General features: G+C 70.5%; 21 protein-coding genes. 9 read left to right on the plus strand and 12 right to left on the minus strand.

Annotation, left to right across the window (positions count from 1 at the left end; translation table 11 throughout):
• Positions 1–94 precede the first annotated feature (94 nt).
• The 3 genes from lipA (at position 95) to AB8735_RS11495 (ending at position 2,278) form a co-directional block, all read left to right on the plus strand.
• The gene (gene lipA / locus AB8735_RS11485) at positions 95–1,033 is read left to right on the plus strand and encodes a lipoyl synthase (protein ID WP_344021047.1); all 939 of its coding nucleotides are present in this window, start codon (positions 95–97) and stop codon (positions 1,031–1,033) included.
• Positions 1,034–1,332: 299 nt separating this feature from the next.
• On the plus strand, positions 1,333–1,587 hold the full coding sequence (locus tag AB8735_RS11490) for a hypothetical protein (protein ID WP_344021049.1): 255 nt from the start codon (positions 1,333–1,335) through the stop codon (positions 1,585–1,587).
• Positions 1,588–1,597: 10 nt separating this feature from the next.
• The gene (locus tag AB8735_RS11495) at positions 1,598–2,278 is read left to right on the plus strand and encodes a DUF4191 domain-containing protein (RefSeq protein ID WP_344021051.1); all 681 of its coding nucleotides are present in this window, start codon (positions 1,598–1,600) and stop codon (positions 2,276–2,278) included.
• A 66-nt stretch (positions 2,279–2,344) separates the two neighbouring features.
• Here the strand turns inward: AB8735_RS11495 and AB8735_RS11500 are convergent, their stop codons facing one another.
• On the minus strand, positions 2,345–2,812 hold the full coding sequence (locus AB8735_RS11500) for an RDD family protein (protein ID WP_372406997.1): 468 nt from the start codon (positions 2,810–2,812) through the stop codon (positions 2,345–2,347).
• 235 nt (positions 2,813–3,047) lie between these two features.
• Between AB8735_RS11500 and glnA the strand changes: the two genes are divergently transcribed.
• Positions 3,048–4,457, plus strand: coding sequence for a type I glutamate--ammonia ligase (gene glnA / locus AB8735_RS11505; RefSeq protein ID WP_344021055.1), 1,410 nt, complete (start codon positions 3,048–3,050; stop codon positions 4,455–4,457).
• Between the two features lie 106 nt (positions 4,458–4,563).
• Here glnA and AB8735_RS11510 read toward each other — a convergent pair whose 3' ends face one another.
• From AB8735_RS11510 to AB8735_RS11530, 5 genes are all read right to left on the minus strand, one after another.
• Entirely contained in the window at positions 4,564–5,460 is an 897-nt protein-coding gene (locus tag AB8735_RS11510) for a S1 family peptidase (protein WP_372407000.1), read from the minus strand.
• 44 nt (positions 5,461–5,504) lie between these two features.
• Positions 5,505–6,281 carry an alpha/beta fold hydrolase gene (locus tag AB8735_RS11515; protein WP_372407002.1) on the minus strand — a complete coding sequence of 259 codons (777 nt, stop codon included), beginning with the start codon at positions 6,279–6,281 and terminating at the stop codon, positions 5,505–5,507.
• A 142-nt stretch (positions 6,282–6,423) separates the two neighbouring features.
• Positions 6,424–7,218 carry a WbqC family protein gene (locus AB8735_RS11520; protein WP_372411825.1) on the minus strand — a complete coding sequence of 265 codons (795 nt, stop codon included), beginning with the start codon at positions 7,216–7,218 and terminating at the stop codon, positions 6,424–6,426.
• Complete coding sequence (locus AB8735_RS11525; RefSeq protein WP_344021062.1) at positions 7,142–7,819, minus strand: YdcF family protein; 678 nt, start codon at positions 7,817–7,819, stop codon at positions 7,142–7,144. Before AB8735_RS11525 ends, AB8735_RS11520 begins: the two co-directional genes overlap by 77 nt.
• Positions 7,810–8,943, minus strand: coding sequence for a hypothetical protein (locus tag AB8735_RS11530; RefSeq protein WP_344021064.1), 1,134 nt, complete (start codon positions 8,941–8,943; stop codon positions 7,810–7,812). Before AB8735_RS11530 ends, AB8735_RS11525 begins: the two co-directional genes overlap by 10 nt.
• Before the next feature lie 334 nt (positions 8,944–9,277).
• Between AB8735_RS11530 and AB8735_RS11535 the strand changes: the two genes are divergently transcribed.
• Positions 9,278–9,481 (plus strand): hypothetical protein, encoded by a 204-nt coding sequence (locus AB8735_RS11535; RefSeq protein WP_372407003.1) that lies wholly within the window; start codon positions 9,278–9,280, stop codon positions 9,479–9,481.
• A 40-nt stretch (positions 9,482–9,521) separates the two neighbouring features.
• Complete coding sequence (locus AB8735_RS11540) at positions 9,522–9,761, plus strand: hypothetical protein (protein WP_372407005.1); 240 nt, start codon at positions 9,522–9,524, stop codon at positions 9,759–9,761.
• Between the two features lie 34 nt (positions 9,762–9,795).
• On the opposite strand, the gene AB8735_RS11545 is transcribed toward AB8735_RS11540, so the two are convergent.
• The 5 genes from AB8735_RS11545 to AB8735_RS11565 all read right to left on the minus strand — a co-directional run bounded on the left by AB8735_RS11545 (position 9,796) and on the right by AB8735_RS11565 (position 15,363).
• Complete coding sequence (locus tag AB8735_RS11545; RefSeq protein WP_372407006.1) at positions 9,796–11,064, minus strand: beta-ketoacyl synthase; 1,269 nt, start codon at positions 11,062–11,064, stop codon at positions 9,796–9,798.
• Positions 11,061–11,309, minus strand: a complete 249-nt coding sequence (locus AB8735_RS11550; RefSeq protein WP_372407008.1) for an acyl carrier protein — start codon at positions 11,307–11,309, stop codon at positions 11,061–11,063. The genes AB8735_RS11545 and AB8735_RS11550 overlap by 4 nt, the downstream gene beginning before the upstream one ends.
• Complete coding sequence (locus tag AB8735_RS11555) at positions 11,306–12,751, minus strand: condensation domain-containing protein (protein WP_372407011.1); 1,446 nt, start codon at positions 12,749–12,751, stop codon at positions 11,306–11,308. Before AB8735_RS11555 ends, AB8735_RS11550 begins: the two co-directional genes overlap by 4 nt.
• 237 nt (positions 12,752–12,988) lie before the next feature.
• A complete protein-coding gene (locus AB8735_RS11560; protein ID WP_344021085.1) occupies positions 12,989–13,864 on the minus strand; it encodes a geranyl diphosphate 2-C-methyltransferase in 876 nt (291 codons plus the stop codon).
• A gap of 86 nt (positions 13,865–13,950) precedes the next feature.
• Entirely contained in the window at positions 13,951–15,363 is a 1,413-nt protein-coding gene (locus tag AB8735_RS11565; RefSeq protein ID WP_372407013.1) for a family 2B encapsulin nanocompartment shell protein, read from the minus strand.
• A gap of 789 nt (positions 15,364–16,152) precedes the next feature.
• Between AB8735_RS11565 and AB8735_RS11570 the strand changes: the two genes are divergently transcribed.
• The 3 genes from AB8735_RS11570 to AB8735_RS11580 are packed head-to-tail and all read left to right on the plus strand — an operon-like array spanning position 16,153 to position 19,664.
• The gene (locus AB8735_RS11570) at positions 16,153–17,565 is read left to right on the plus strand and encodes a family 2B encapsulin nanocompartment shell protein (protein WP_372407014.1); all 1,413 of its coding nucleotides are present in this window, start codon (positions 16,153–16,155) and stop codon (positions 17,563–17,565) included.
• A gap of 20 nt (positions 17,566–17,585) precedes the next feature.
• Positions 17,586–18,773 carry a family 2 encapsulin nanocompartment cargo protein terpene cyclase gene (locus tag AB8735_RS11575; protein WP_372407016.1) on the plus strand — a complete coding sequence of 396 codons (1,188 nt, stop codon included), beginning with the start codon at positions 17,586–17,588 and terminating at the stop codon, positions 18,771–18,773.
• Between the two features lie 51 nt (positions 18,774–18,824).
• On the plus strand, positions 18,825–19,664 hold the full coding sequence (locus AB8735_RS11580) for a geranyl diphosphate 2-C-methyltransferase (protein WP_344021077.1): 840 nt from the start codon (positions 18,825–18,827) through the stop codon (positions 19,662–19,664).
• Here the strand turns inward: AB8735_RS11580 and AB8735_RS11585 are convergent.
• On the minus strand, positions 19,634–20,551 hold the full coding sequence (locus tag AB8735_RS11585) for a sigma-70 family RNA polymerase sigma factor (protein WP_372407018.1): 918 nt from the start codon (positions 20,549–20,551) through the stop codon (positions 19,634–19,636). The two genes, AB8735_RS11580 and AB8735_RS11585, sit on opposite strands and share 31 nt — an antisense overlap.
• Positions 20,552–20,590: the final 39 nt, after the last annotated feature.

Raw genomic sequence — 20,590 nt, forward strand, 5'->3', positions numbered from 1 at the left:
ACCGCGATCTCAGCGGTTGCCCGGGCGGAAGAACGTAAGAACGAACGGGCGTACCCTGGTGTCCGCCGAAGAATCGAAGCCAAAGGGAGCCGGAGTGTCCGCTGTCGCACCCGAGGGACGCAAGATGCTGCGTCTTGAGGTCCGGAACGCCCAGACCCCCATCGAGCGCAAGCCCGAGTGGATCAAGACCCGGGCGAAAATGGGCCCCGAGTACACCGAGCTCCAGGGTCTGGTGAAGCGCGAGGGCCTGCACACGGTGTGCCAGGAGGCGGGCTGCCCCAACATCTTCGAGTGCTGGGAGGACCGCGAGGCGACGTTCCTCATCGGCGGCGACCAGTGCACCCGGCGCTGCGACTTCTGCCAGATCGACACCGGCAAGCCGCAGGCCCTGGACCGCGACGAGCCGCGCCGCGTGGCCGAATCCGTGCAGACGATGGAGCTGAAGTACGCCACCATCACCGGCGTCGCCCGCGACGACCTGGAGGACGGCGGCGCCTGGCTCTACGCCGAGACCGTGCGCCAGATCCACGGCCTGATGCCGGACACCGGCGTCGAGCTGCTGATCCCCGACTTCAACGCCAAGCCGGACCAGCTGGCCGAGGTCTTCTCCTCCCGCCCCGAGGTCCTGGCGCACAACGTCGAGACCGTCCCCCGGATCTTCAAGCGCATCCGCCCCGGCTTCCGCTACGAGCGCTCGCTGGAGGTCATCACCAAGGCCCGCGAGGCGGGTCTGGTGACCAAGTCCAACCTGATCCTGGGCATGGGCGAGGAGCGGGAAGAGGTCAGCCAGGCGCTGCGCGACCTGTACGAGGCGGGCTGCGAGCTCATCACGATCACCCAGTACCTGCGCCCGTCGCCGCGTCACCACCCGGTGGAGCGCTGGGTCAAGCCGCAGGAGTTCGTCGAGCTGCAGCAGGAGGCCGAGGAGATCGGCTACGCGGGCGTCATGTCCGGCCCGCTGGTCCGCTCCTCGTACCGGGCCGGACGGCTGTACCGCCAGGCGATCGAGAAGCGCGGCGAAGCTGCAGCGTAGGTCGGGGGTCCGCCCGAGGCACGAGGGCGGGCACCCGGCCGCAGCGGAAGCGCCGCCGAGCTCGACCGGCAAAGGGGCGAAGCGCGGCGAAGCGGCCGCCTGATTCTCTGCGACCTCGTTGACGCGGGTCTGCTCTCCCCGGCCGGGGAGAGCAGACCCGCGTCAACGTTTCATAGGTTTTGACCAACCGGTCACGTATCGGTAACACCTTTCTGTGACGATACATGTACGCACAGCTGTACGCTCCCCGAACGCCGGCACCCCTCTCACCCCCCTCCCCCGCTCTGAGAGGACACAACATGCAGGCTGCGCCGCCCGCCCCCGCGACGACCGCTCGCGCCTTCTCCGCCCTCCCCTCCACCCTCGCCGTCCGCCCGCCCTCGCTCACCGGCGCGCTGCGGGCCCTGGAGGGGCTGCTGCTGCGCGGCGGGCAGCGCACCGCACGGCGCAACGCCTGGTCCGCGGTCCTGGAGGATCGCCGCCGGGCCCGGGCGCGGCGGGAGGCCCAGAGCCTCCTGGAGGCCGCGGCGGCCCCGGGCCCTCAGGCCACGTAAACTTCGCCATATGGCGAGGAAGGAAACATCCGAGAACCCCGGGCGACTGAAGCAGATCGCCCTGACCTACAGGATGACCAAGAAGGTCGATTCGAAGGTCGGTCTTGTCGTCGCGGCTGTGGGCATTGTCACCTTCGGTGTCCTTCTCGCCATCGGCTTCTGGATCGACCACCCGGTCTACCTGGGCATCCTGGGCTTCCTGCTGGCCTTCCTCGCGATGGCGATCGTCTTCGGACGCCGTGCCGAGCGCGCTGCCTTCGGGCAGATGGAAGGACAGCCGGGCGCCGCCGCCGCGGTCCTGGACAACATCGGACGCGGCTGGACCACCACGCCCGCGGTGGCGATGAACCGCAGCCAGGACGTGGTGCACCGGGCCGTGGGCAAGGCCGGCATCGTGCTCGTGGCCGAGGGCAACCCCAACCGGGTCAAGGGCCTGCTGGCCGCCGAGAAGAAGCGGATGGCGCGCATCGTCGCGGACGTTCCGGTCCACGACGTGATCGTGGGTGACGGCGAGGGCCAGGTGCCGCTGAAGAAGGTGCGCACCACCCTGCTGAAGCTGCCGCGCGTGCTGCCGGGCGCCCAGGTGACGGTCGTCAACGACCGCCTGCGGGCGCTCGGGGACCTCATGTCCAACATGCCGATCCCGAAGGGTCCCATGCCCAAGGGCATGCGGATGCCGAAGGGCCGCTGAGACCAAGGGAACGAGCGAGGGGCGGGACCGTTTCGACGGCCCCGCCCCTCGCTCGTTCCCGCACGCTCACATCCGGACCTGGACGGCCTTCGCCAGCCGGTCGTGCAGCCCCCGGGTGTCCCGGTCCCAGACCATCGCGGGGACGACCAGCGCCAGCAGCACGCTGCGCAGCACCGCCCGCGGGAAGGTCAGCCGCCCGCCGTTCTCGCCCACCACGCGCAGCCTCAGCAGCCGCTTGCCCGGTGTGCATCCGATCGTCCCCACCGTGAGCACGCTGAGCACCAGGAAGACGACGATCGCCCAGTTGCCTGCCCGGTGCGCGTTGCCCTGCGCGATGAGCCCGTTCGCGACGAGCAGGCACAGGGCCCAGTCGATGAAGATCGCTCCGAACCGCCGGCCGAGCGGGGCGACGGAGCCCGGCCCGGCCTCCGGCAGGCCGAGGCGCTCGCCCCGGTAACCAAAGTCGACACCCATGTCCTCCGCGGCCGCACGGGGGCCGGAGAGCCACGAGCCGATTGCTTGCCTCTTGTCCACCCGTCCACGGTACTGGGGTCGCATACGTTTCCCCCCGGCCGGGTGGTCCGTGGCACGACCGGACGGCTCCGCCGTCGTCGGCTTCCGGCCGCGCGTTCCGATCACGTTTCGGCCGCGACCCGGTTAACCTCGGCGAAACAAACGGGTCATGCCCGGGAAATCCGGTCTCTCTAGGGTCGGCCGCAGCACCACCGAAGCAATCCCCGACCGCTGGCGGCCGGGCTAGGAGGGTTGGATGTTCCAGAACGGCGACGACGCCAAGAAGTTCATCAAGGACGAGGACGTCAAGTTCGTCGATGTCCGTTTCTGCGACCTGCCGGGCGTGATGCAGCACTTCACGATCCCTGCGGAGGCGTTCGACCCGGCCGAGGAGCTGGCCTTCGACGGCTCGTCCATCCGCGGCTTCCAGGCCATCCACGAGTCCGACATGGCGCTCCGCGCGGACCTCTCCACCGCCCGCGTCGACCCCTTCCGCCGCGACAAGACCCTCAACATCAACTTCTTCATCCACGACCCGATCACCGGCGAGCAGTACAGCCGTGACCCGCGGAACGTGGCGAAGAAGGCCGAGGCGTACCTCGCCTCCACGGGCATCGCCGACACCGCGTACTTCGGCCCCGAGGCCGAGTTCTACATCTTCGACAACGTCCGTTTCGAGACGTCGGCGAACCAGTCCTTCTACCACATCGACTCCGAGGCCGGCGCCTGGAACACCGGCTCCGAGGTCAACAACCGCGGCTACAAGGTCCGTTACAAGGGCGGCTACTTCCCGGCCCCGCCGGTCGACCACTTCGCCGACCTGCGCGCGGAGATCTCCCTGGAGCTGGACAAGGCCGGCCTCAAGGTCGAGCGCCAGCACCACGAGGTGGGCACCGCCGGCCAGGCCGAGATCAACTACAAGTTCAACACGCTGCTCGCCGCCGCCGACGACCTGATGCTCTTCAAGTACATCGTGAAGAACGTCGCCTGGCGCAACGAGAAGACGGCCACCTTCATGCCGAAGCCGATCTTCGGCGACAACGGCTCGGGCATGCACGTCCACCAGTCCCTCTGGAACGGTGGCGAGCCGCTCTTCTACGACGAGCAGGGCTACGCGGGCCTCTCGGACATCGCCCGCTACTACATCGGCGGCATCCTCAAGCACGCCCCCTCGCTGCTCGCCTTCACCAACCCGACGGTGAACTCCTACCACCGCCTGGTCCCCGGCTTCGAGGCCCCGGTCAACATGGTCTACTCGCAGCGCAACCGCTCCGCCGCGATGCGCATCCCGATCACGGGCTCCAACCCGAAGGCCAAGCGCGTCGAGTTCCGCGCCCCGGACCCGTCCTCGAACCCCTACCTCGCCTTCTCGGCCCTCCTCCTGGCCGGCCTCGACGGCGTCAAGAACAAGATCGAGCCCGCCGAGCCGATCGACAAGGACCTCTACGAGCTCGCCCCCGACGAGCACGCGAACGTCCCCCAGGTCCCGACCTCCCTCCCGGCCGTCCTCGACGCCCTGGAGCAGGACAACGAGTACCTCCAGGCCGGCGGCGTCTTCACGTCCGACCTGATCGAGACGTGGATCGACTACAAGCGCACGAACGAGATCGCGCCGATGCAGCTGCGGCCGCACCCGCACGAGTTCGAGCTGTACTTCGACATCTAAGCCGTACTCATCTAAGCCGTACTCATCTAAGCCGTACTCCGCACGGAACCCGGGTCCCGTCACCGCCCATGGGGCGGCGGCGGGACCCGCTGTCGTCCGTCGGCCGTCAGCCGATCGACACCCCGTACGCCGCCAGCGGATCGGTCACCGGCTGGAAGAAGGCGGTGCCACCGGTGGTGCAGTCGCCGCTGCCGCCCACGGTCAGCCCCAGCGCCGTATCGCCGTCGAAGAGCGGACCGCCGCTGTCCCCGGGTCCGGCGCAGAGAGCGGCCTCGATCAGGCCGGTGACCGTGCCCTCCGGGTACTGGACGGCCACGTTCACCGCGGTGACCGTCCCCCCGTGCACTCCGCTGCCGCTGCCGCTGCTCCGCACCGCCTCTCCCACACGGGCCTCCGCCGCCCGGGAGACGGTCTGTGCCGTTCCGTCGTAGAGGTCGATCTCGCTCGGGTGCTCGATGCCCGGGTTGTACTTCACGATCGCGTAGTCCCCGCCGGGGAAAGTGCTCCCTGCCACCACCCCGATCGCTCGTCCACCGCCGTCGTACACCGTGGTGCCGACGGCGCCCACGCAGTGCCCGGAGGTCAGGAAGTACGGGGTGCCGTCGCCGGCGACCACGTTGAAACCCAGTGAGCAGCCTCTGCCCACGGCCTCGCCACCTCGCGCATACGGTCTGAACCGCCCTTTCGTACGCCGCACTTCCACCTTGTCGCCGAATGCCCGGGCCGCCGTGACGATCTCCCCGTACCGGGCGCGGCCGACCGTACGGTCCGCGGTCACCACCACCTTCCCGGCCCCACGATCCACCGCCCACGACGTGCCCGGCGCCCCGGCCGTCTCCCTCAGTACGTCGCGGACCGCCTCGAGCCGGACGTACGAGGCGGCCGCCGACGGCCGGGCCGGGGCCCCGGCCGCACCGGGCGGAGCGAGAACCGCCACCAGCCCGGCGACCACGACGGCCGCCGTCCGCATGATCGAACGCCGCTTGTCCACCTTGCCTCCCATGGGTGTAGGGGCGAGAGGGGTCGCCGGCCGGGCCGCCTGGAACGTCAGCGCACGAAGTCGAGCACCAACGGCCCGGCGACGGCCCGGAATTCGTCGAAGTACGCATGCCGCGCGCCCGGGATCATGTGCAGCCGCGCCCCCGGGATGCGGTCCGCCAGCAGAGGCGCGTTCTCCGCCGGGTTGAAGACGTCGTCCGTGCCGTGCAGGACCAGGGTGGGGGCCGTGATGCCGGGCAGGGCGTCCCACGCGTCGTGTTCCCGGCTCGCGGCGAGGTGCCGGCCGCGGGCGCGGGCGGACATGTGCGGGTCGCCGAGGGTGTGGTGGGGGCCGGGGTGGGCGGCGAGCCAGGACGGGGTGTACATCAGGCCGAGGAGGGCGCGGCGGGCCTCGTCGGGGTCGGGGGTCGCCAGGGAGCGGAGGACGGCAGGGTCGGGGGCGACGGCGTGGCGACCGCCGGGGGTGGTGCACCCGAGGACCAGACGGCGGACGCGGTCCGGCCGGCCGGCCGCCACCCACTGGGCCACCCGGCCGCCCATGGACGTGCCGTAGACATCCGCGCGGTCGATGCCGAGGGCGTCGAGAACGGCGATCACGTCGTCCGCGAACTGGCGTGTCGAGTACGGGGATTCGGGGGCGTCGCTGGCGCCCGTTCCCCGGTAGTCGAGGGTGAGGGTGCTGCGGCCGGCCTCGTGGAAGTCCTCGCGGACGCCGTCCCACCAGTGGTGGTCGTTGGCCTGCCCGGCGAGGAGGACGAGCGGGGGGCCGTCGCCGCGGAGTTGGTGGGCGATGCGGGCCCCGTCCGGGGCTTTGGCGTACGGCATGGTGGGGATTCTTCCTCCCCTAACGCCGGAAGGCCAGCACCGTGTTGTGCCCGCCGAAGCCGAAGGCGTGACTGACGGCCGCGTCCACGCGCTGCGCGCGGGCGGACCGCCCTCGAACAGTGCGAGAGTCGGGAACCGACAGTCACGACAGCCCACCACGGACCAAGCGCAGTTGCCGGGCCAGCATGTCCCAGCCACCGTTCATGAGCGTCCATAGAGCAGTCACTTCCCGGCTGAAGGACCAGATGCCGTCTTCCGGAGTGCGGCAGACGGTCACGCCGATGCCCAGGGCCCGGAAGGGTCTCTCGTCCAAGTACGTCATACCGCCGGTGCCGCACAGGTAGGTGCGGGCCGAGACGGCAGCGGCGAGATCGGCGAGCCGCTGTGAGCGATCCCGCCGGGCCGGCAGGTCGCTGCTGTGGACAACACGGCCCGACCAGCCCACTGACCGGAGAAGCGCCACGGTCGACAGCTCGGCGACAGCCGCGGTTCGATCGGTGGCGGAGAACAGGTCCAGGACCGGTGCCAGGTTCTCCTGGAGAACGGACCAATGGGGGCTCGCCCCGTAGTACTGCCGGAGTGTACGGAGAGTCCGATCACGAGACCGCACGGGGTCAACAAGCACCGCTTCCCGGATGGTTGTGCTTCGCCCGCCGGGCAAGTGGGTGGGAAGACTGAGCCAGCGCCGCCGCATGGGGTCGTCCATGGCTGCCAAGCGCGCTCGGTGCTGATAATCGCGACGAGCGAACTGGACATCGTCGAGGACGATCCAGCAGTCCGCCGCGAACAGCTTCGCCAAAGTGGTCAGCCGAGGAAGGAAGTTCGGCTGGTGGATGGCGCACAGTCCGACCGGCGGGTGGTCATGCCCTGAGAAGCCGACTGTCGAAGCCATCCTCGATGAGGGATTCGTAGGCGACACGTACGTCCTCCGGAACATCCTGTTCAATGGCGAAGTCGAGCTTCGGGTACTCGATCACCCGTTGGAGATCGCCGACGAGCTGGTGGACGACGAGTTGCTCGTCACCGATGGTCTTGAGGTAGTCGTCGAACTCCAGTGGCGCCGAGGCGCAGATGACATCGACCTCGGGCCAGACCTTTCGGGCGGTGGCGTAGGCACGTCGCTCCATATACGGCATGGATACCAGGAGTACGGTCCTCACATCCGTCCCGGCATCAGCCAGGACAGCGCGGGAGAAAGCGATGTTCTGGCCTGTGTTCCTCGCCTTGGGTTCCAGCAGCACTGCTTCGGCGGGGACGCCGAGAGCGAGCGCGTGCTCGCGGAAATGAACAGCCTCCCCCTCGGGGAATCGCTCGGGCGTGGTGGGATTGGGACCGCCGGAGAAAACCAGGGTCGAGAAGAGTCCGGCCCGGTAAAGCCGGGCGCAGTGGGCCGGGACACCGAGGTCGTGGCTGCCCAGTCCGATGGCGACGTCGCAAGGGCGCAGAGCGTGGTCCATCCGGTGGTAGTCCCAGATCAGCCTCGCCCGTCGGCACTGGTCGTCGGTAATGGCCCGCTGCATGTCCGTCGTCACCGGCATCTCTCCCTGGTCACCGCCGCCCTGGGACCGTCTGCCCCGGCGGTCGTGGTCCGGATGCCCTCGATGCTGCTCAGCTGGTGCCGCATGCCGTACTGTGCGGCCAGCTTCGCAGCCCGGTCGAGAGCGTGGAGCCCATCATCCCGGGTGACCGGGTCGGAGAGCAGGATGTGTCCGTGGGCCGTGTCCAGGCGGACCCGCTGCATCGGTGAGTCGGCACAGCCCGTGCGCCGGGCGATGGCGATGAAGTGCAGGGCTTTGGTCAGATCGCCGGCACCCCGGTGGGCGAGGGCGAGCTTCTGGTGGGCGACGGACCAGTCGTCGGGCTCGCCGAGCTCCTCGAAGTCGCGGGACGCGGCGAGCATGACGCGCGCGGCGTAGTCATGGTTGCCGTCCTTGCTCAGCGCCGTCCCCACCCACAGTCGGGCCCGCGCACGGTCACGGCGGCCAAGCCGGTCGTCAACGGCGAGTTGTTCATAGTGGCGAGCGGCCGTGTCCAGGCGACCGGACATCTCCGTGACCACGGCGAGAGAGAGGTCGAGCTGGGCCACCCGGCGTGGAATATCGAGCTGAGCGAAGATCGAGCGTGCTCCGGCATACGCGTGCTGCGCCGACAGTGGCCCTACCACCACACCTTGGTCGCGCTTGAGGTCACCGAGGAGAGCGGTGGAGCGGGCGAGGAGGTACATGCCCTTGTCGTCCAGCTCCGTCGGGCGGAAGCGGTTCAGCCAGCGTCCCAGCAGATGATCGGCGAAAGCGAAACCCTGGCGGCTCAAGGCGACGACGATCCGGTCCAGGTCGTCGGTCCAGGACTCGTATTCCCAAGTCCGGGGACAAGTCCGGGGACCCGCCGTGGTCACCCTGCGGCCCGGGGCCGGACGAGGGCCTCGGGCTTCCGACAGGAACGTCTCGAACCGCAGATGCACCGCCGCGTCCGCCCGCACAAGCGCGGTGTCCAGGATCGCCTGCGTGTCCACCCGGGGCTCGACCTCGGTGAGGAACTTGTCCCAGTTCGAGACGGTGCGGACGGCGACTCCGAGATGCTCGGCGAAGGCACGCACGCTCATCCGCAACGCGAGGCGCAGGGCCCGGGCCTCCAGGCCGGTCCAATGGTGCACAGTCGCCACGCGCCACTCCTTCCCGATGGGCCTCATGCAAGCACGGAACGCGCATGCGAGGGGACAGAAGTGCAACGCAAGTGCAACACCCCTTCATTTCCATGACGTTCACGCCGGAGGAGGCTTTCGGACCAAGGACGCGGCGCTGTTGTTGAGCGCCAACATCTGTTCTCCGAAACTTCTGGATGGACACGAGCGTGGAACCCATTTCCGAACACCGTCGGGTCAACGGACCAGTCGTGGTCTTCACCGAACATTTCCCCATGGCGGACCCGGCAACTTTCACCGGGCTCATGGGCGCACCGGCGCTGCCCGACGTCTACGGCGTCGCAGGGAAAGGGCGATGAACGTTCTTCCCGGCCGCCTCGTCAAGGACCTGCGCACGGGCCGCGTCGGAGTCGTCCAGCTCGACCAGGGCAAGTCCGTGCTCATGACCTGCCCCGGAACAGCCCTGCCCCCGTGGTCGTGTCCCAAAGAGCTTCTGACGCTCGCTTCTCCGGATGACCGGGCTGCCTTGCGGCTGAATCCGCACGGGAGCCGCCAGTGACTGCTCAGCGCCATGATCACGCGGAAAGGACGCCCGCCCAGTGACCGGATCGCCCACGCCCCCTGCCGCCCGCCCCGACCTCAACCACGCCTGGCGGTACGTCACCACCACCCCGCGCGCCTCCGGCCTCGCTGCCGCACCCCAGACGGACTGCCACCGCTGCCGGGCGCAGTACGCGGCCATCCGCGACGCCCGCCGACGCGGCGACACCCGCGCCGAAGAGCAGCACGCCACCGAGCTCACCACCCACTGGAGCGCCGGCCATCGGGCCGTCCAGTAACCGTCACGGGTGCACGGCAGACCACGGCGTGCGCTCAGGAGAGTTCGCCGGCGAGCGGATCCCGGGGCTCCGGAGAGCGTCGGAAGGCCAGCACCGTGTTGTGCCCGCCGAAGCCGAAGGCATGGCTGACGGCCGCGTCCACGCGCTGCTCGCGGGCGGCCTTCGTCACCAGGTCCAGGGGCGGGAGGTCGGGGTCGGTCGCGTCCATGTTGGCCGTGGGGGGAATGAGTTGGTGCTGGAGGGTCAGGACCGTGAGGGCCGCTTCGACGGCTCCGGCGGCGGCGAAGGAGTGGCCCAGGGCGCCCTTGGCCGAGGTGACGGCGGGGGCGTGGGGGAAGACGCGGGCGATCAGCAGGGCTTCGACGGCGTCTCCCCGGCGGGTGGCGGTGCCGTGGGCGTTGACGTGGTCGATGTCGTCGGGGGTCAGGCCGGCTTCGGTCAGGGCGGTGGTCAACGCCGCTTCGGCGACGCGGTGTTCGGGGTGCGGGGCGGTGGCGTGGAGGGCGTCGTTGGTGGAGGCGCAGCCCGCCAGGGTCGCGCGGGGCCCGGCGCCCCGGCGCAGGGCGTCGGCCGTGCGCTCCAGGACGAGTACGGCCGCGCCCTCGCCGAGGACGAAGCCGTCGCGGCCGGCGTCGAAGGGGCGCGAGGCCGCGGCCGGTTCGCCGCGGCGGCGGGAGAGGGCGCCCATGCGGTGGAAGGCGGAGGAGAGCAGGGGGGTGGTGGCGGAGTCGGTGCCGCCGACAACAGCCACGTCGCAGGCGCCGGAGGCGAGCAGGTCCCGGCCCAGGGCGATCGCATGGGCGCCGGAGGCGCAGGCGGAGGAGACGCCCAGGCTGGGGCCCCGGGCGCCCAGGGCCAGGGAGACCTCGGCGGCGGGCGTGTTGAAGAGCACCTTCGGGACGAGGGTGGGCGGGACCGCGTCCGGGCCCTCCCGGAGCATGTCCCGGTGGGCCTCCTCGCCCGAGCGGCGGCCGCTCCAGCAGGTGCCGACGATCACGGCCACCCGGGTGCCGTCCCAGGTCCCGGGGTCCAGGCCCGCGTCGCGTACGGCCTCGTGGGCGGCGACGACGGCGAGTTGGGCGCAGCGGTCCGTCCGCCAGAGGGCGCGGTCGCCGAGGTGCGCCTCGGGGCGGAAGTCCGGTACGCGGCAGGAGAAGTCGACGGGCAGACCGGCGAGGGCCGGGTCGGGCGCGGCCGTGCCGACGCCGTCCAGCACGCCCCGCCAGGTGGCCTCGGTGCCGGTTCCGGCGGGGGTCAGCATGCCGAGGCCGGTGACGGAGACGGCGGCGGCAGCGCGGTTCATGGGCGGCCGGCCTTCGCATCGGCCAGGGCGAGGAGTTCGCCGAACGTGCTCCAGGGGGTGATCTCGTCCTCGCCGATCTTGATGTCCAGGTCCCGGCCGACCGTGTAGATCAGCTCGACGACGTCCAGTGACTCCAGGCCGAGGGAGGACAGCGTCCGTTCCGGGTCGAGTGCTTCGGGGAGCACGTCGAACTTGCCGGTCAGGGCGGCCGTCACGGTCTCCCGTGCGGAGGCCGTCGAGGTCATGGGGTTCCTCCTGTTGTGCTCGGACGAGAAGCGAAGATGTGGTCGCCGGTCCTCGCCACGCCGTGCAGCACGTCCCGCAGGCCGTCCGCGAAGCCGGCGACCGAGGCCTCCGCGGTCTCCGTCTCGGGGTGGCGCGCGGTCAGCCGCAGGCCCTCGTGGCCGCGGTGGACCCAGATGTTCACCTTGCTGCCGCGGGTCCTCGACCGGACCAGGACCCGGGCGTTCCACTCGGGCCACTGCCGCGCCCCCGGGATCACCCGTGTGTCGATGAAGGACACGAACGGGAACACGTCGGGCATGCGGCGCTCCCAGTCCTCGGCGAGGCCGAGGAGTTCGGCGATCCGCACGATCGGTACGCGGCCGGTCCGCAGGGCCGTCCTCAGGGACCGGTGCGCGACCGGCACCAGTTCGCGGAAGCCGGCCGCCGCACCCAGGCCGATCTCGACCGGGGCGAGCCCGATGTACCACCCCATCGACCGCAGCAGCTCCGGCCGGGAGCGGGTGTGCACCGGCACCACCGTGCGGTAGACGGGCTCGCCCGTGAACCGGTGGGAGACGATCGCGGCGGCCGCGAGCAGCCCGGCGAAGAACCCGCCGCACGCATCGTGGCAGACCTCCTCGACCGCCTCGGCCCCGGGAGCGTCCAGCAGTTGGACGTCCAGCTTGCCGTGGGGCAGCAGTTCGCCGCCCGTGGGACCGGGGTCGAGCGGGAAGCGGAACACCCGGTCGCCGCCCGCCGCGAGGAAGCGCCGCCAGCGCCCGACGGCCGGATCACCGGCGCCGGTCCGCTGGGCCTCGGCCCGCTCGGCCAGACCGAAGTCACCGTAACTGCCGACCGGTTGGAGGGCGGACGGCCGTCCCCCGGCGCGGGCGGCGGCGTACAGCTGCTGCCACTCGGCGACGGCCGCCATGACGGAGTAGCCGTCGGCGTGCGCATGGTCCATCGCCACGAACACCGAGGTGGAGTCGGCCCGTTCGACGGTCTCCACGACATGGCTGGGCCTGCGGAACGCCCCGGCCGCCGCGTCGATGCGGGCCTGGAGCCGGCCCGGGATGTCGTCCCCGGCGGAGAGCTCCGCCACCACCGTGTCCCGCACGGACACCCCGGCGGGGGCGACCGTGAAGCGCTCCACCCCGGCGTCCGTCACGCGGAACGCGCTGCGCAGCGTCTCATGGCGTACGACCCAGGTCCGCAGCGTCTCGCGGAACGCCCCGGCGTCCAGCGGGCCGGGGAGCTCGAAGCCGAACCCGATCCACGGCGGGACGTCCTGCCCCCGCCCGGCGAGCCGGGAGACGGTCCTCAGGTGCCACTCCTGGTTGTACGAAGGAGGCACGGCTCCCCCGGTCCGCCGCGCCGCCTCGTCGAAGGGGGCCTCGTCCAGCCGCCATTCCCTCAGCAGTCCGGGTTCCACTCGGCACTCGGACAGCGTGGCGATCAGCATCCGTACTCCCCGGCCGGGTACGCGTCACGCCCACCCGGCCTCCTTGCCCGTCACATCATCGGTCTCCCTGCCGCGCCGGGGTCCGCTCCAAGGACGAGCGGGGGACTTTGCGCCCGGATCGGTGAGTTCACCGGGGAGCAATGGCGTGGCCGAATTCCCTGCGGAGGGGGAACGAGCGGGACCCGCCGTAGGTTCTGTTCCGACAGTTCCGACGGCGGGTCCTGGTGGTTCTGGTGGTCAGATGCGGTCGGCGGCGATGAGGAGGTAGTGGAAGCTGCCTTCGCGGTAGGCGGTGAGGAAGGGGTCTTCGACGCCGGTGGCGAGGGTGGATTGTGCGCGGAGTTCCCAGTAGGGGAGGGCGGTGGGGGTGAGGTCGACGACGTTCATGGGGACGAGGCCGTTGGCGGCCATGGCCTTGAAGTAGGCGCTGCGGGGGTGGATGTTGCAGGTGTAGTGCTCGTCGATACGGCTCACGGCCTTGGAGCGGCCGCCGGTGACGTCGTTGGAGCAGCCGGTGATGACGACGTAGCGGCCGCCGAAGGCGAGCTGGCGGGCGTGTTCGGCGAAGAGTTCGTCGAGGTCGACGTACATGGTCGACTCGTTGTTCCAGATGCCCTGGAACGCTCCGGTGGGCAGGCCGGTGTCGAGCATGTTGGCGAAGTGGTAGCGGACCCGGTCGTCCACGCCGCGCTTGCGGGCCTGGGCGTTGGCGAAGTCGACCTGCTGCTGGGAGATGGAGACCCCGTCGACGCGGCAGCCGAACCGGGCGTTGGCCATGATGCTGGAGCCGCCGCGTCCGCACCCGGCGTCCAGGAGGCGCTGGTCGGGGGTGACGGGGCCGAGGTGGTCGAGGAGGACATCGGCCTGGGCGGACTCCAGACGGTGGAGTTCCTCGATGATCCGCGCGTCCCGTGTCGCCTCGTCACCGTTCAGCACGGACGGGTCGTAGTCACCCAGCCCGTAGTGGTGGTGGTAGAGACCGTCGACATCACCCAGCCGCAGATTGACCGGGTCCTTCTCATTGTTCCAGTACTCGGCCACCGACTTCTGGTACGCAGTACGCAGAACAGGGGCGGTGCGGGGGGCGGGAACGGAGGTGGTGACGGTGGTCATGACTGTTGCTCCTCGAAACGTAGTTCAGGCGGTCTTGCGGTAGGGACGGCCGCCGTGCCGCTCACGGCCACGCGCGACCGTCGCTCTCACGCCGTCCGCGCGACCTGGACGTTCTCCAGGACGCCGAGTGCGTCGGGCACCAGGACGGCCGCCGAGAAGTAGGTGCTGACGAGGTAGGAGATGACGGCCTGGTCGTTGATGCCCATGAAACGGACGTTGAGACCGGGCTCGTACTCGTCCGGGATCCCCGTCTGCCGCAGACCGACCACGCCCTCGTCGTCGACACCGAGACGCATCGCGAGGATCGAGGTGGTGCCCTCGTCCGAGACCTGGAGCTTGCCGCACGCGAAGATCGGCACGCCCCGCCAGGAGAGCCCGCGGTGGCCGTTGTACTCGGTCTCGCCGATGTGGATCCCACGCTTGTTGCACTCGCGGCCGAAGGCGGCGATGGCCTTCGGGTGGGCGTAGATCGCGTTGGTCGAGCGCCGCATGCTCAGCAGCTCGTCCAGGTCGTCCGGGGTGGGCGCACCGGAGTGGGTGGAGATCCGCTGGCCGTGGTCGGCGTTGTGCAGCAGCCCGAACTCGCGGTTGTTGACCAGCTCGTTCTCCTGGCGCTCGCGCAACGCCTCGATGGTCAGCCGGAGCTGCTGCTCCACCTGGTTCATCGGGTCGTTGTAGAGATCCGCGACCCGGCTGTGCACGCGCAGCACCGTCTGCGCGACATTCAGCTGGTACTCCCGCGGCGAGAGGTCGTAGTCCACGAAGGTGCCCGGCAGTACGGGCTCGCCCGAGTGGCCGGAGGTTAGCGCGATGTCGGCCTCGCCGCGCCGGTTCTGCGGCAGGTCACCCTCGGCCTCGCGCCGCGCCACATGCGCCCGCAGCGGCTCGTGCTGCCCGGCGATCTCCTCGTACGCCCGGCGGGGCAGGGCGAGCAGGATGACGGAGGTGACGGTCCGGGCGGTGAAATCCCACTCGCCCGGTTCCTCCGCGACCACCTGACCACCGAGGAACCCGCCGTCGGCGACCTGGCCCAGCCGGGTCTCCTCGCCGTACGGGCCGGTGCCGATCCGCTCCACCTTGCCGTGGACGATCAGGTAGACGTGGTCGGCGGGCCGGCCCGCCTCCGCGATCACCTGGCCGGGTTCCACCTCGCGCTGCTCGAAGCGCCCGGCGAGCGCGCCGAGCACGTCGGGGTCCTCGAAGCCGTGCAGGAGCGGCAGTTCGCCCAGCTCGGCGGGGATGACACGGACGGTGGCGCCCTCCTGGACGAAGGTCACCCGGCCGTCCCCGACCGTGTACGTCAGACGTCGGTTGACCCGGTACGTACCACCGCTCACCTCCGCCCAGGGCAGGGTCCGCAGCAGCTTGCGCGAGCTGATGCCCTGCATCTGGGGAACGGTCTTGGTGGTCGTCGCCAGATTCCGTGCGGCGGCGATTCCAAGGCTCAACTGGGCCTGTCCTGCGGACTGTTCGGGCTGCTCAGGCGTCGCTGCGGTCATTCCGGGTCCTTTCCGGGAGGGCGTCGGCGGATACGCAGGGCACCATGGCTGCGGCGTACGGAGGCCCGGCCCCTGATGAGCGGCTGTACGGGACGTTCGGTGCGCAAGTGAAGCAGTGCGTAACGATGTTGGTCGAGAGCGGTGACGGGGCCAGGTGACACATTCCCGCCATTCGTACAAGTCCTTTTGGCCGTAGACCACTTACTCCTCATGCGCATCAGCCGCCCGAGGCGTTTGCGCCGCGGAGACGCATCGATCACCTCCGGCCGACGGGCCGGTGAATAAAATCGAACTGCGCCTTCTCCCCACCGGCGCGATCAATCAAAGGTTGGCGTGAAAGTCGCCTCGCGGCAGGCCGGGAGCGCCGGCCGCGGCCCGTCGGCAACCGCGGCGGACGACGGGGCCGACGCGTCCGGGCCGGGACACATTCCGAGGTCCGGCGCTGCCCTCTTCCGCGAAGAGCGCCTTTATCAGACTCACCTCGGCCCCGCGACACCCCACCACGCATTATCAGCCACCTCGACGACGGGCCACGAAGCCCCGGAACCTCCGCAGCACCCCGTCTTCCCGCCACCCAAATACCGCTCTTTTCTCACCAAAACGGGATTATTTCCACCTCTCGACCGGCCTCCGGCCCCTGCCTTCTCACGACGCAAAGACGATGGGTCTCCCCGCCTCATTTCGACCAACATCAACTGACGCTGCTTCACTTGCGCGTCCGGAGCCGGTGATCGGCTTCCACACACACCGAACAGCGCACGCCGGACGGACCAGACGGAGAGGACCGGGATGACCACCGCAGAGCAGCCGGAGGAGTCGGCGGCGGGACGGGCCCAGCTCAGTCTGGGCATCGCCGCCGCGCGGAACCTGGCGACGACCACCAAGAGCGTCCCGCAGATGCAGGGCATCAGCTCGCGGTGGCTGCTGCGGACGCTGCCCTGGGTGGAGGTCAAGGGCGGCACCTACCGGGTCAACCGGCGCCTGTCGTACACGGTCGGGGACGGCCGGGTGACCTTCGTCCAGGAGGGCGCCACCGTCCGTGTCATCCCCGCCGAGCTGGGCGAACTGCCGCTCCTGCACGGCTTCGAGGACGACGCGGCGCTGCGCGCGCTGGCCGGGCGCTTCGAGCAGCGGGAGTTCGCGCCGGGGCAGGTGATCGCCGAGCAGGGCCGGACCGTCGACCGCGTCCACCTGATCGTCCGCGGCAGGATCGAGAAGGCCGGCAGCGGGCAGTACGGCACCGAGACCCGGCGCGGGGTGCTCGCCGACGGCGCGTTCCTCGGTGGCGAGGTGCTGGCCGACGAGCCGGGCGCATGGAAGTTCACGGCGCGGGCGCTCACGGCGTGCACCATGCTCACCCTGACCCGGGACGCGTACGAGGAGATCGCGGCGCGGAGCGAGCAGCTGCGGGCCCACGTCCGGCGGCGCCTCGCGGAGAAGGACCTGCCGCGCAACAGGAAGGGCGAGGCCGAGATCGCCCTCGCCTCCGGCCACTCCGGCGAGCCCGTCATCCCCGGCACCTTCGTGGACTACGACCTCTCGCCGCGCGAGTACGAACTGAGCGTCGCGCAGACGGTGCTGCGCGTGCACAGCCGGGTTGCGGATCTCTACAACGACCCCATGGACCAGGTGGAGCAGCAGCTCCGGCTGACCATCGAGGCGTTGCGCGAGCGCCAGGAGAACGAGCTGGTCAACAACCGCGAGTTCGGCCTGCTGCACAACGCCGACCACAGCCAGCGGATCTCCACCCATTCCGGGCCGCCCACCCCGGACGACCTGGACGAGCTGCTGGCCATGCGGCGCAGCACCAAGGCGTTCTACGCCCACCCGAAGGCCATCGCCGCCCTCGGCCGCGAGTGCAACAAGCGGGGCCTGTCCCTCGGCAGCGCCGAGATCGACGGGCATTCGACGCTCGCCTGGCGGGGGGTGCCCATCCTGTCCTGCGGCAAGATCCCGGTCACCGAGGCGGGCACCTCCTCGATCCTCGCGATGCGGCTGGGCGAGGACGACGAGGGCGTGGTCGGTCTGCGGCAGACGGGGATCCCGGACGAGTACGAGCCCGGTCTCAACGTCCGTTTCATGGGCATCAACGACCAGGCCGTCATCTCCTACCTCGTCAGCACCTACTTCTCGGCGGCCGTCCTCGTGCCCGACGCACTCGGCGTCCTGGAGAACGTCGAGGTCTTCCACACGCCCTCCTGACACCCCGAGGAGACAGACCGGTGTCATTGCTGTCGCGCATGACCGCGCCCACGGCCGGGCACGATGTGGCACGGCTCGTGGCGGCGCTGCTCACCCGGCATCCGGACCACCGAGCCGCTCCCGCCGTCCCCGGCGGTCCCGCCACCCCTGCCGTTCCCGCCCTTCCCGCCGTCCCCGCCGTCCCCGCCGTCCTCAGGGGGCCGACGGGCCTGGGCACGTCCGCCGCCCGCATCGCCCCGCGGCGCGAGCCGTCCCCCGACGCCGTCCCGGAGCTGTACTGTCCGCCCGCGCTCCGGGACGACCCGGCGCTCGGCCGCGAGGTCAACGACCGGCTGGTGGACTGGGCCGACGAGACCGGCATCTACGAGGGCCGGCTCGACCGCGTCCGGGCCGCCGACTTCGGGCGGCTGATGATGCTGGCCCACCCGGACGGCGACGACCCCGACCGGCTCCTCGCGGCCGCCAAGTGCGCGCTGGCCGAGTGGGCCACCGACGACTACTACTGCGACGACGGGGCGGGCCCCGAACTGCTGGGCTCGCACCTGGGCCCGGCGTACGCGGCGGTCGACCCGGCCCACCTCCCCGTCCGCTACGCGGCCGCGTGGCAGCGGGAGATGCGCGAGGACCCGGTCCGCGTCGCCCTGCGCACCGCGCTGGAGCACCTGTCCCGGTATGCCGAGCCGTCCCAACTGGCGCGGCTGCGGCACGAGGTCGCCGTGCTCTTCGTCGGGTACGGACAGGAGGGCTCCTGGCGCTCCCGGGGATACATGCCCACCGTCCCCGAGTACCTGGCGCACCGCCAGACGAACAGCTTCCTGCCCTGCATCGCGCTGGCCGACGTGGTGGGCGGCTACGCGCTCACCGCGGCCGAGTACGGCGATCCGCGGGTGCGCCGCGCCGTCACCATGGCGGCCACCGCTGCCACGCTCGTCAACGACCTCTACTCCATGACCAAGGAACACGACGCCTCGGGCGTGGAGTTCAACCTGCCCACCGTGATCGCCGAGCGGGAGCGCTGCTCACCGCGCGAGGGGATCGAGCGGAGCGTGGAGATCCACGACGAGCTGGTGCGCACTTATGAGGCGGAGGCCGCGGCCCTCGCCCTCACCGGCTCGCCCCAACTGGGCCGGTTCCTCGCGGGGGTGTGGGCCTGGCTCGGCGGCAACCGCGCATGGCACAGCGGCAGCCCCCGCTACAACTCCGCTTGAACCAAAGCTCGCACCAAAGCTTGCACCAACGTTTTTTATAGGAGCACGACCATGACCCCTGTTCTGCGTACTGCGTACCAGAAGTCGGTGGCCGAGTACTGGAACAATGAGAAGGACCCGGTCAATCTGCGGCTGGGTGATGTCGACGGTCTCTACCACCACCACTACGGGCTGGGTGACTACGACCCGTCCGTGCTGAACGGTGACGAGGCGACACGGGACGCGCGGATCATCGAGGAACTCCACCGTCTGGAGTCCGCCCAGGCCGATGTCCTCCTCGACCACCTCGGCCCCGTCACCCCCGACCAGCGCCTCCTGGACGCCGGGTGCGGACGCGGCGGCTCCAGCATCATGGCCAACGCCCGGTTCGGCTGCCGCGTCGACGGGGTCTCCATCTCCCAGCAGCAGGTCGACTTCGCCAACGCCCAGGCCCGCAAGCGCGGCGTGGACGACCGGGTCCGCTACCACTTCGCCAACATGCTCGACACCGGCCTGCCCACCGGAGCGTTCCAGGGCATCTGGAACAACGAGTCGACCATGTACGTCGACCTCGACGAACTCTTCGCCGAACACGCCCGCCAGCTCGCCTTCGGCGGCCGCTACGTCGTCATCACCGGCTGCTCCAACGACGTCACCGGCGGCCGCTCCAAGGCCGTGAGCCGTATCGACGAGCACTACACCTGCAACATCCACCCCCGCAGCGCCTACTTCAAGGCCATGGCCGCCAACGGCCTCGTCCCCATGAACGTCGTCGACCTCACCCCCACCGCCCTCCCCTACTGGGAACTCCGCGCACAATCCACCCTCGCCACCGGCGTCGAAGACCCCTTCCTCACCGCCTACCGCGAAGGCAGCTTCCACTACCTCCTCATCGCCGCCGACCGCATCTGACCAACCGAACCACCAACGTCCAGTGACCGCAGCCGGTCGGTGTCCGCCAGGATGTCGACGGTCGTGATCCGTCCGTCCGTGACGGTGAACGCCATGACGGACACCGGCCGGCCGTTGGCGACGACGACCACACCGGCCGTGCCGTTGACGAGGGCGGGCCGGGCGAACGGGATGAGCCGGGCGAAGGTGAGGGCCCGCGAGGCCACCGTGCGGGCGCCGTTGAGAACGGTGGTGAAGCGGGAGCCCGCTCCGGCGTCGGCGCGGAGGACGACATCGGGGTCCAGGACGGCGACGAGGGCGTCGAAGTCACCGTCGTGGGCGGCCGCGAAGAAGGCGTCGACGGCTTCGCGCTGCCGCGTCAGGTCGGGGTCCGGGGCGGGAGCCCCGTCCCGGACGCGGCGGCGGGCCCGGCTGGCGAGCTGGCGCGTCGCGGCCGGGGTCCTGTCGATCAGCGGGGCTATCTCCTCGAAGGGCACGGCGAACAGGTCGTGCAGGACGAACGCGACGCGCTCGGCCGGGGACATGGTCTCCAGGACGACGAGCATCGCCAGGCCCACGGAGTCGGCCAGGAGGGCCTGTTGCTCCGGGTCGACGCCGGACGCCGGGCCGATCAGCGGGTCCGGGACATGGATCTCCCGGGCCTCCAGCGGTTCTTCCCGCCGGGTCTCGCGCGAGCGCAGCACGTTGAGGCACACCCGGGCCACCACCGTCGTCAGCCAGCCGCCGAGGTTCTCCACGCCGTCGGCGCCGGTGCGCTCCAGCCGCAGCCAGGTCTCCTGGACGGCGTCCTCCGCCTCGGCCACCGAGCCGAGCATCCGGTAGGCCACCGCCCTCAGCCGGGGCCGCTCCTCCTCGAACCGCTCGACGGCCGTAACTTGTTCGCGCACGGTGTCACATTCCTTCATTGCCGCGGGTCATGTCAGCAG

Origin of the sequence: Streptomyces luteireticuli (assembly GCF_041519305.1) — a bacterium.
Taxonomy (GTDB): domain Bacteria; phylum Actinomycetota; class Actinomycetes; order Streptomycetales; family Streptomycetaceae; genus Streptomyces; species Streptomyces luteireticuli.

Excerpts from the sequence above, each read along its gene's own strand:
- AB8735_RS11555 (WP_372407011.1), bottom strand. The coding sequence starts at position 12,751 with ATGCTGATCGCCACGCTGTCCGAGTGCCGAGTGGAACCCGGACTGCTG.
- AB8735_RS11515 (WP_372407002.1), bottom strand. The coding sequence starts at position 6,281 with ATGCCGTACGCCAAAGCCCCGGACGGGGCCCGCATCGCCCACCAACTC.
- AB8735_RS11495 (WP_344021051.1), top strand. The coding sequence starts at position 1,598 with ATGGCGAGGAAGGAAACATCCGAGAACCCCGGGCGACTGAAGCAGATC.
- AB8735_RS11545 (WP_372407006.1), bottom strand. The coding sequence starts at position 11,064 with ATGAACCGCGCTGCCGCCGCCGTCTCCGTCACCGGCCTCGGCATGCTG.
- AB8735_RS11535 (WP_372407003.1), top strand. The coding sequence starts at position 9,278 with ATGAACGTTCTTCCCGGCCGCCTCGTCAAGGACCTGCGCACGGGCCGC.
- AB8735_RS11565 (WP_372407013.1), bottom strand. The coding sequence starts at position 15,363 with ATGACCGCAGCGACGCCTGAGCAGCCCGAACAGTCCGCAGGACAGGCC.
- AB8735_RS11490 (WP_344021049.1), top strand. The coding sequence starts at position 1,333 with ATGCAGGCTGCGCCGCCCGCCCCCGCGACGACCGCTCGCGCCTTCTCC.
- AB8735_RS11580 (WP_344021077.1), top strand. The coding sequence starts at position 18,825 with ATGACCCCTGTTCTGCGTACTGCGTACCAGAAGTCGGTGGCCGAGTAC.
- AB8735_RS11560 (WP_344021085.1), bottom strand. The coding sequence starts at position 13,864 with ATGACCACCGTCACCACCTCCGTTCCCGCCCCCCGCACCGCCCCTGTT.
- glnA (WP_344021055.1), top strand. The coding sequence starts at position 3,048 with ATGTTCCAGAACGGCGACGACGCCAAGAAGTTCATCAAGGACGAGGAC.
- AB8735_RS11570 (WP_372407014.1), top strand. The coding sequence starts at position 16,153 with ATGACCACCGCAGAGCAGCCGGAGGAGTCGGCGGCGGGACGGGCCCAG.
- AB8735_RS11550 (WP_372407008.1), bottom strand. The coding sequence starts at position 11,309 with ATGACCTCGACGGCCTCCGCACGGGAGACCGTGACGGCCGCCCTGACC.
- AB8735_RS11520 (WP_372411825.1), bottom strand. The coding sequence starts at position 7,218 with ATGTTCCGGAGGACGTACGTGTCGCCTACGAATCCCTCATCGAGGATG.
- AB8735_RS11525 (WP_344021062.1), bottom strand. The coding sequence starts at position 7,819 with ATGCCGGTGACGACGGACATGCAGCGGGCCATTACCGACGACCAGTGC.
- AB8735_RS11510 (WP_372407000.1), bottom strand. The coding sequence starts at position 5,460 with ATGGGAGGCAAGGTGGACAAGCGGCGTTCGATCATGCGGACGGCGGCC.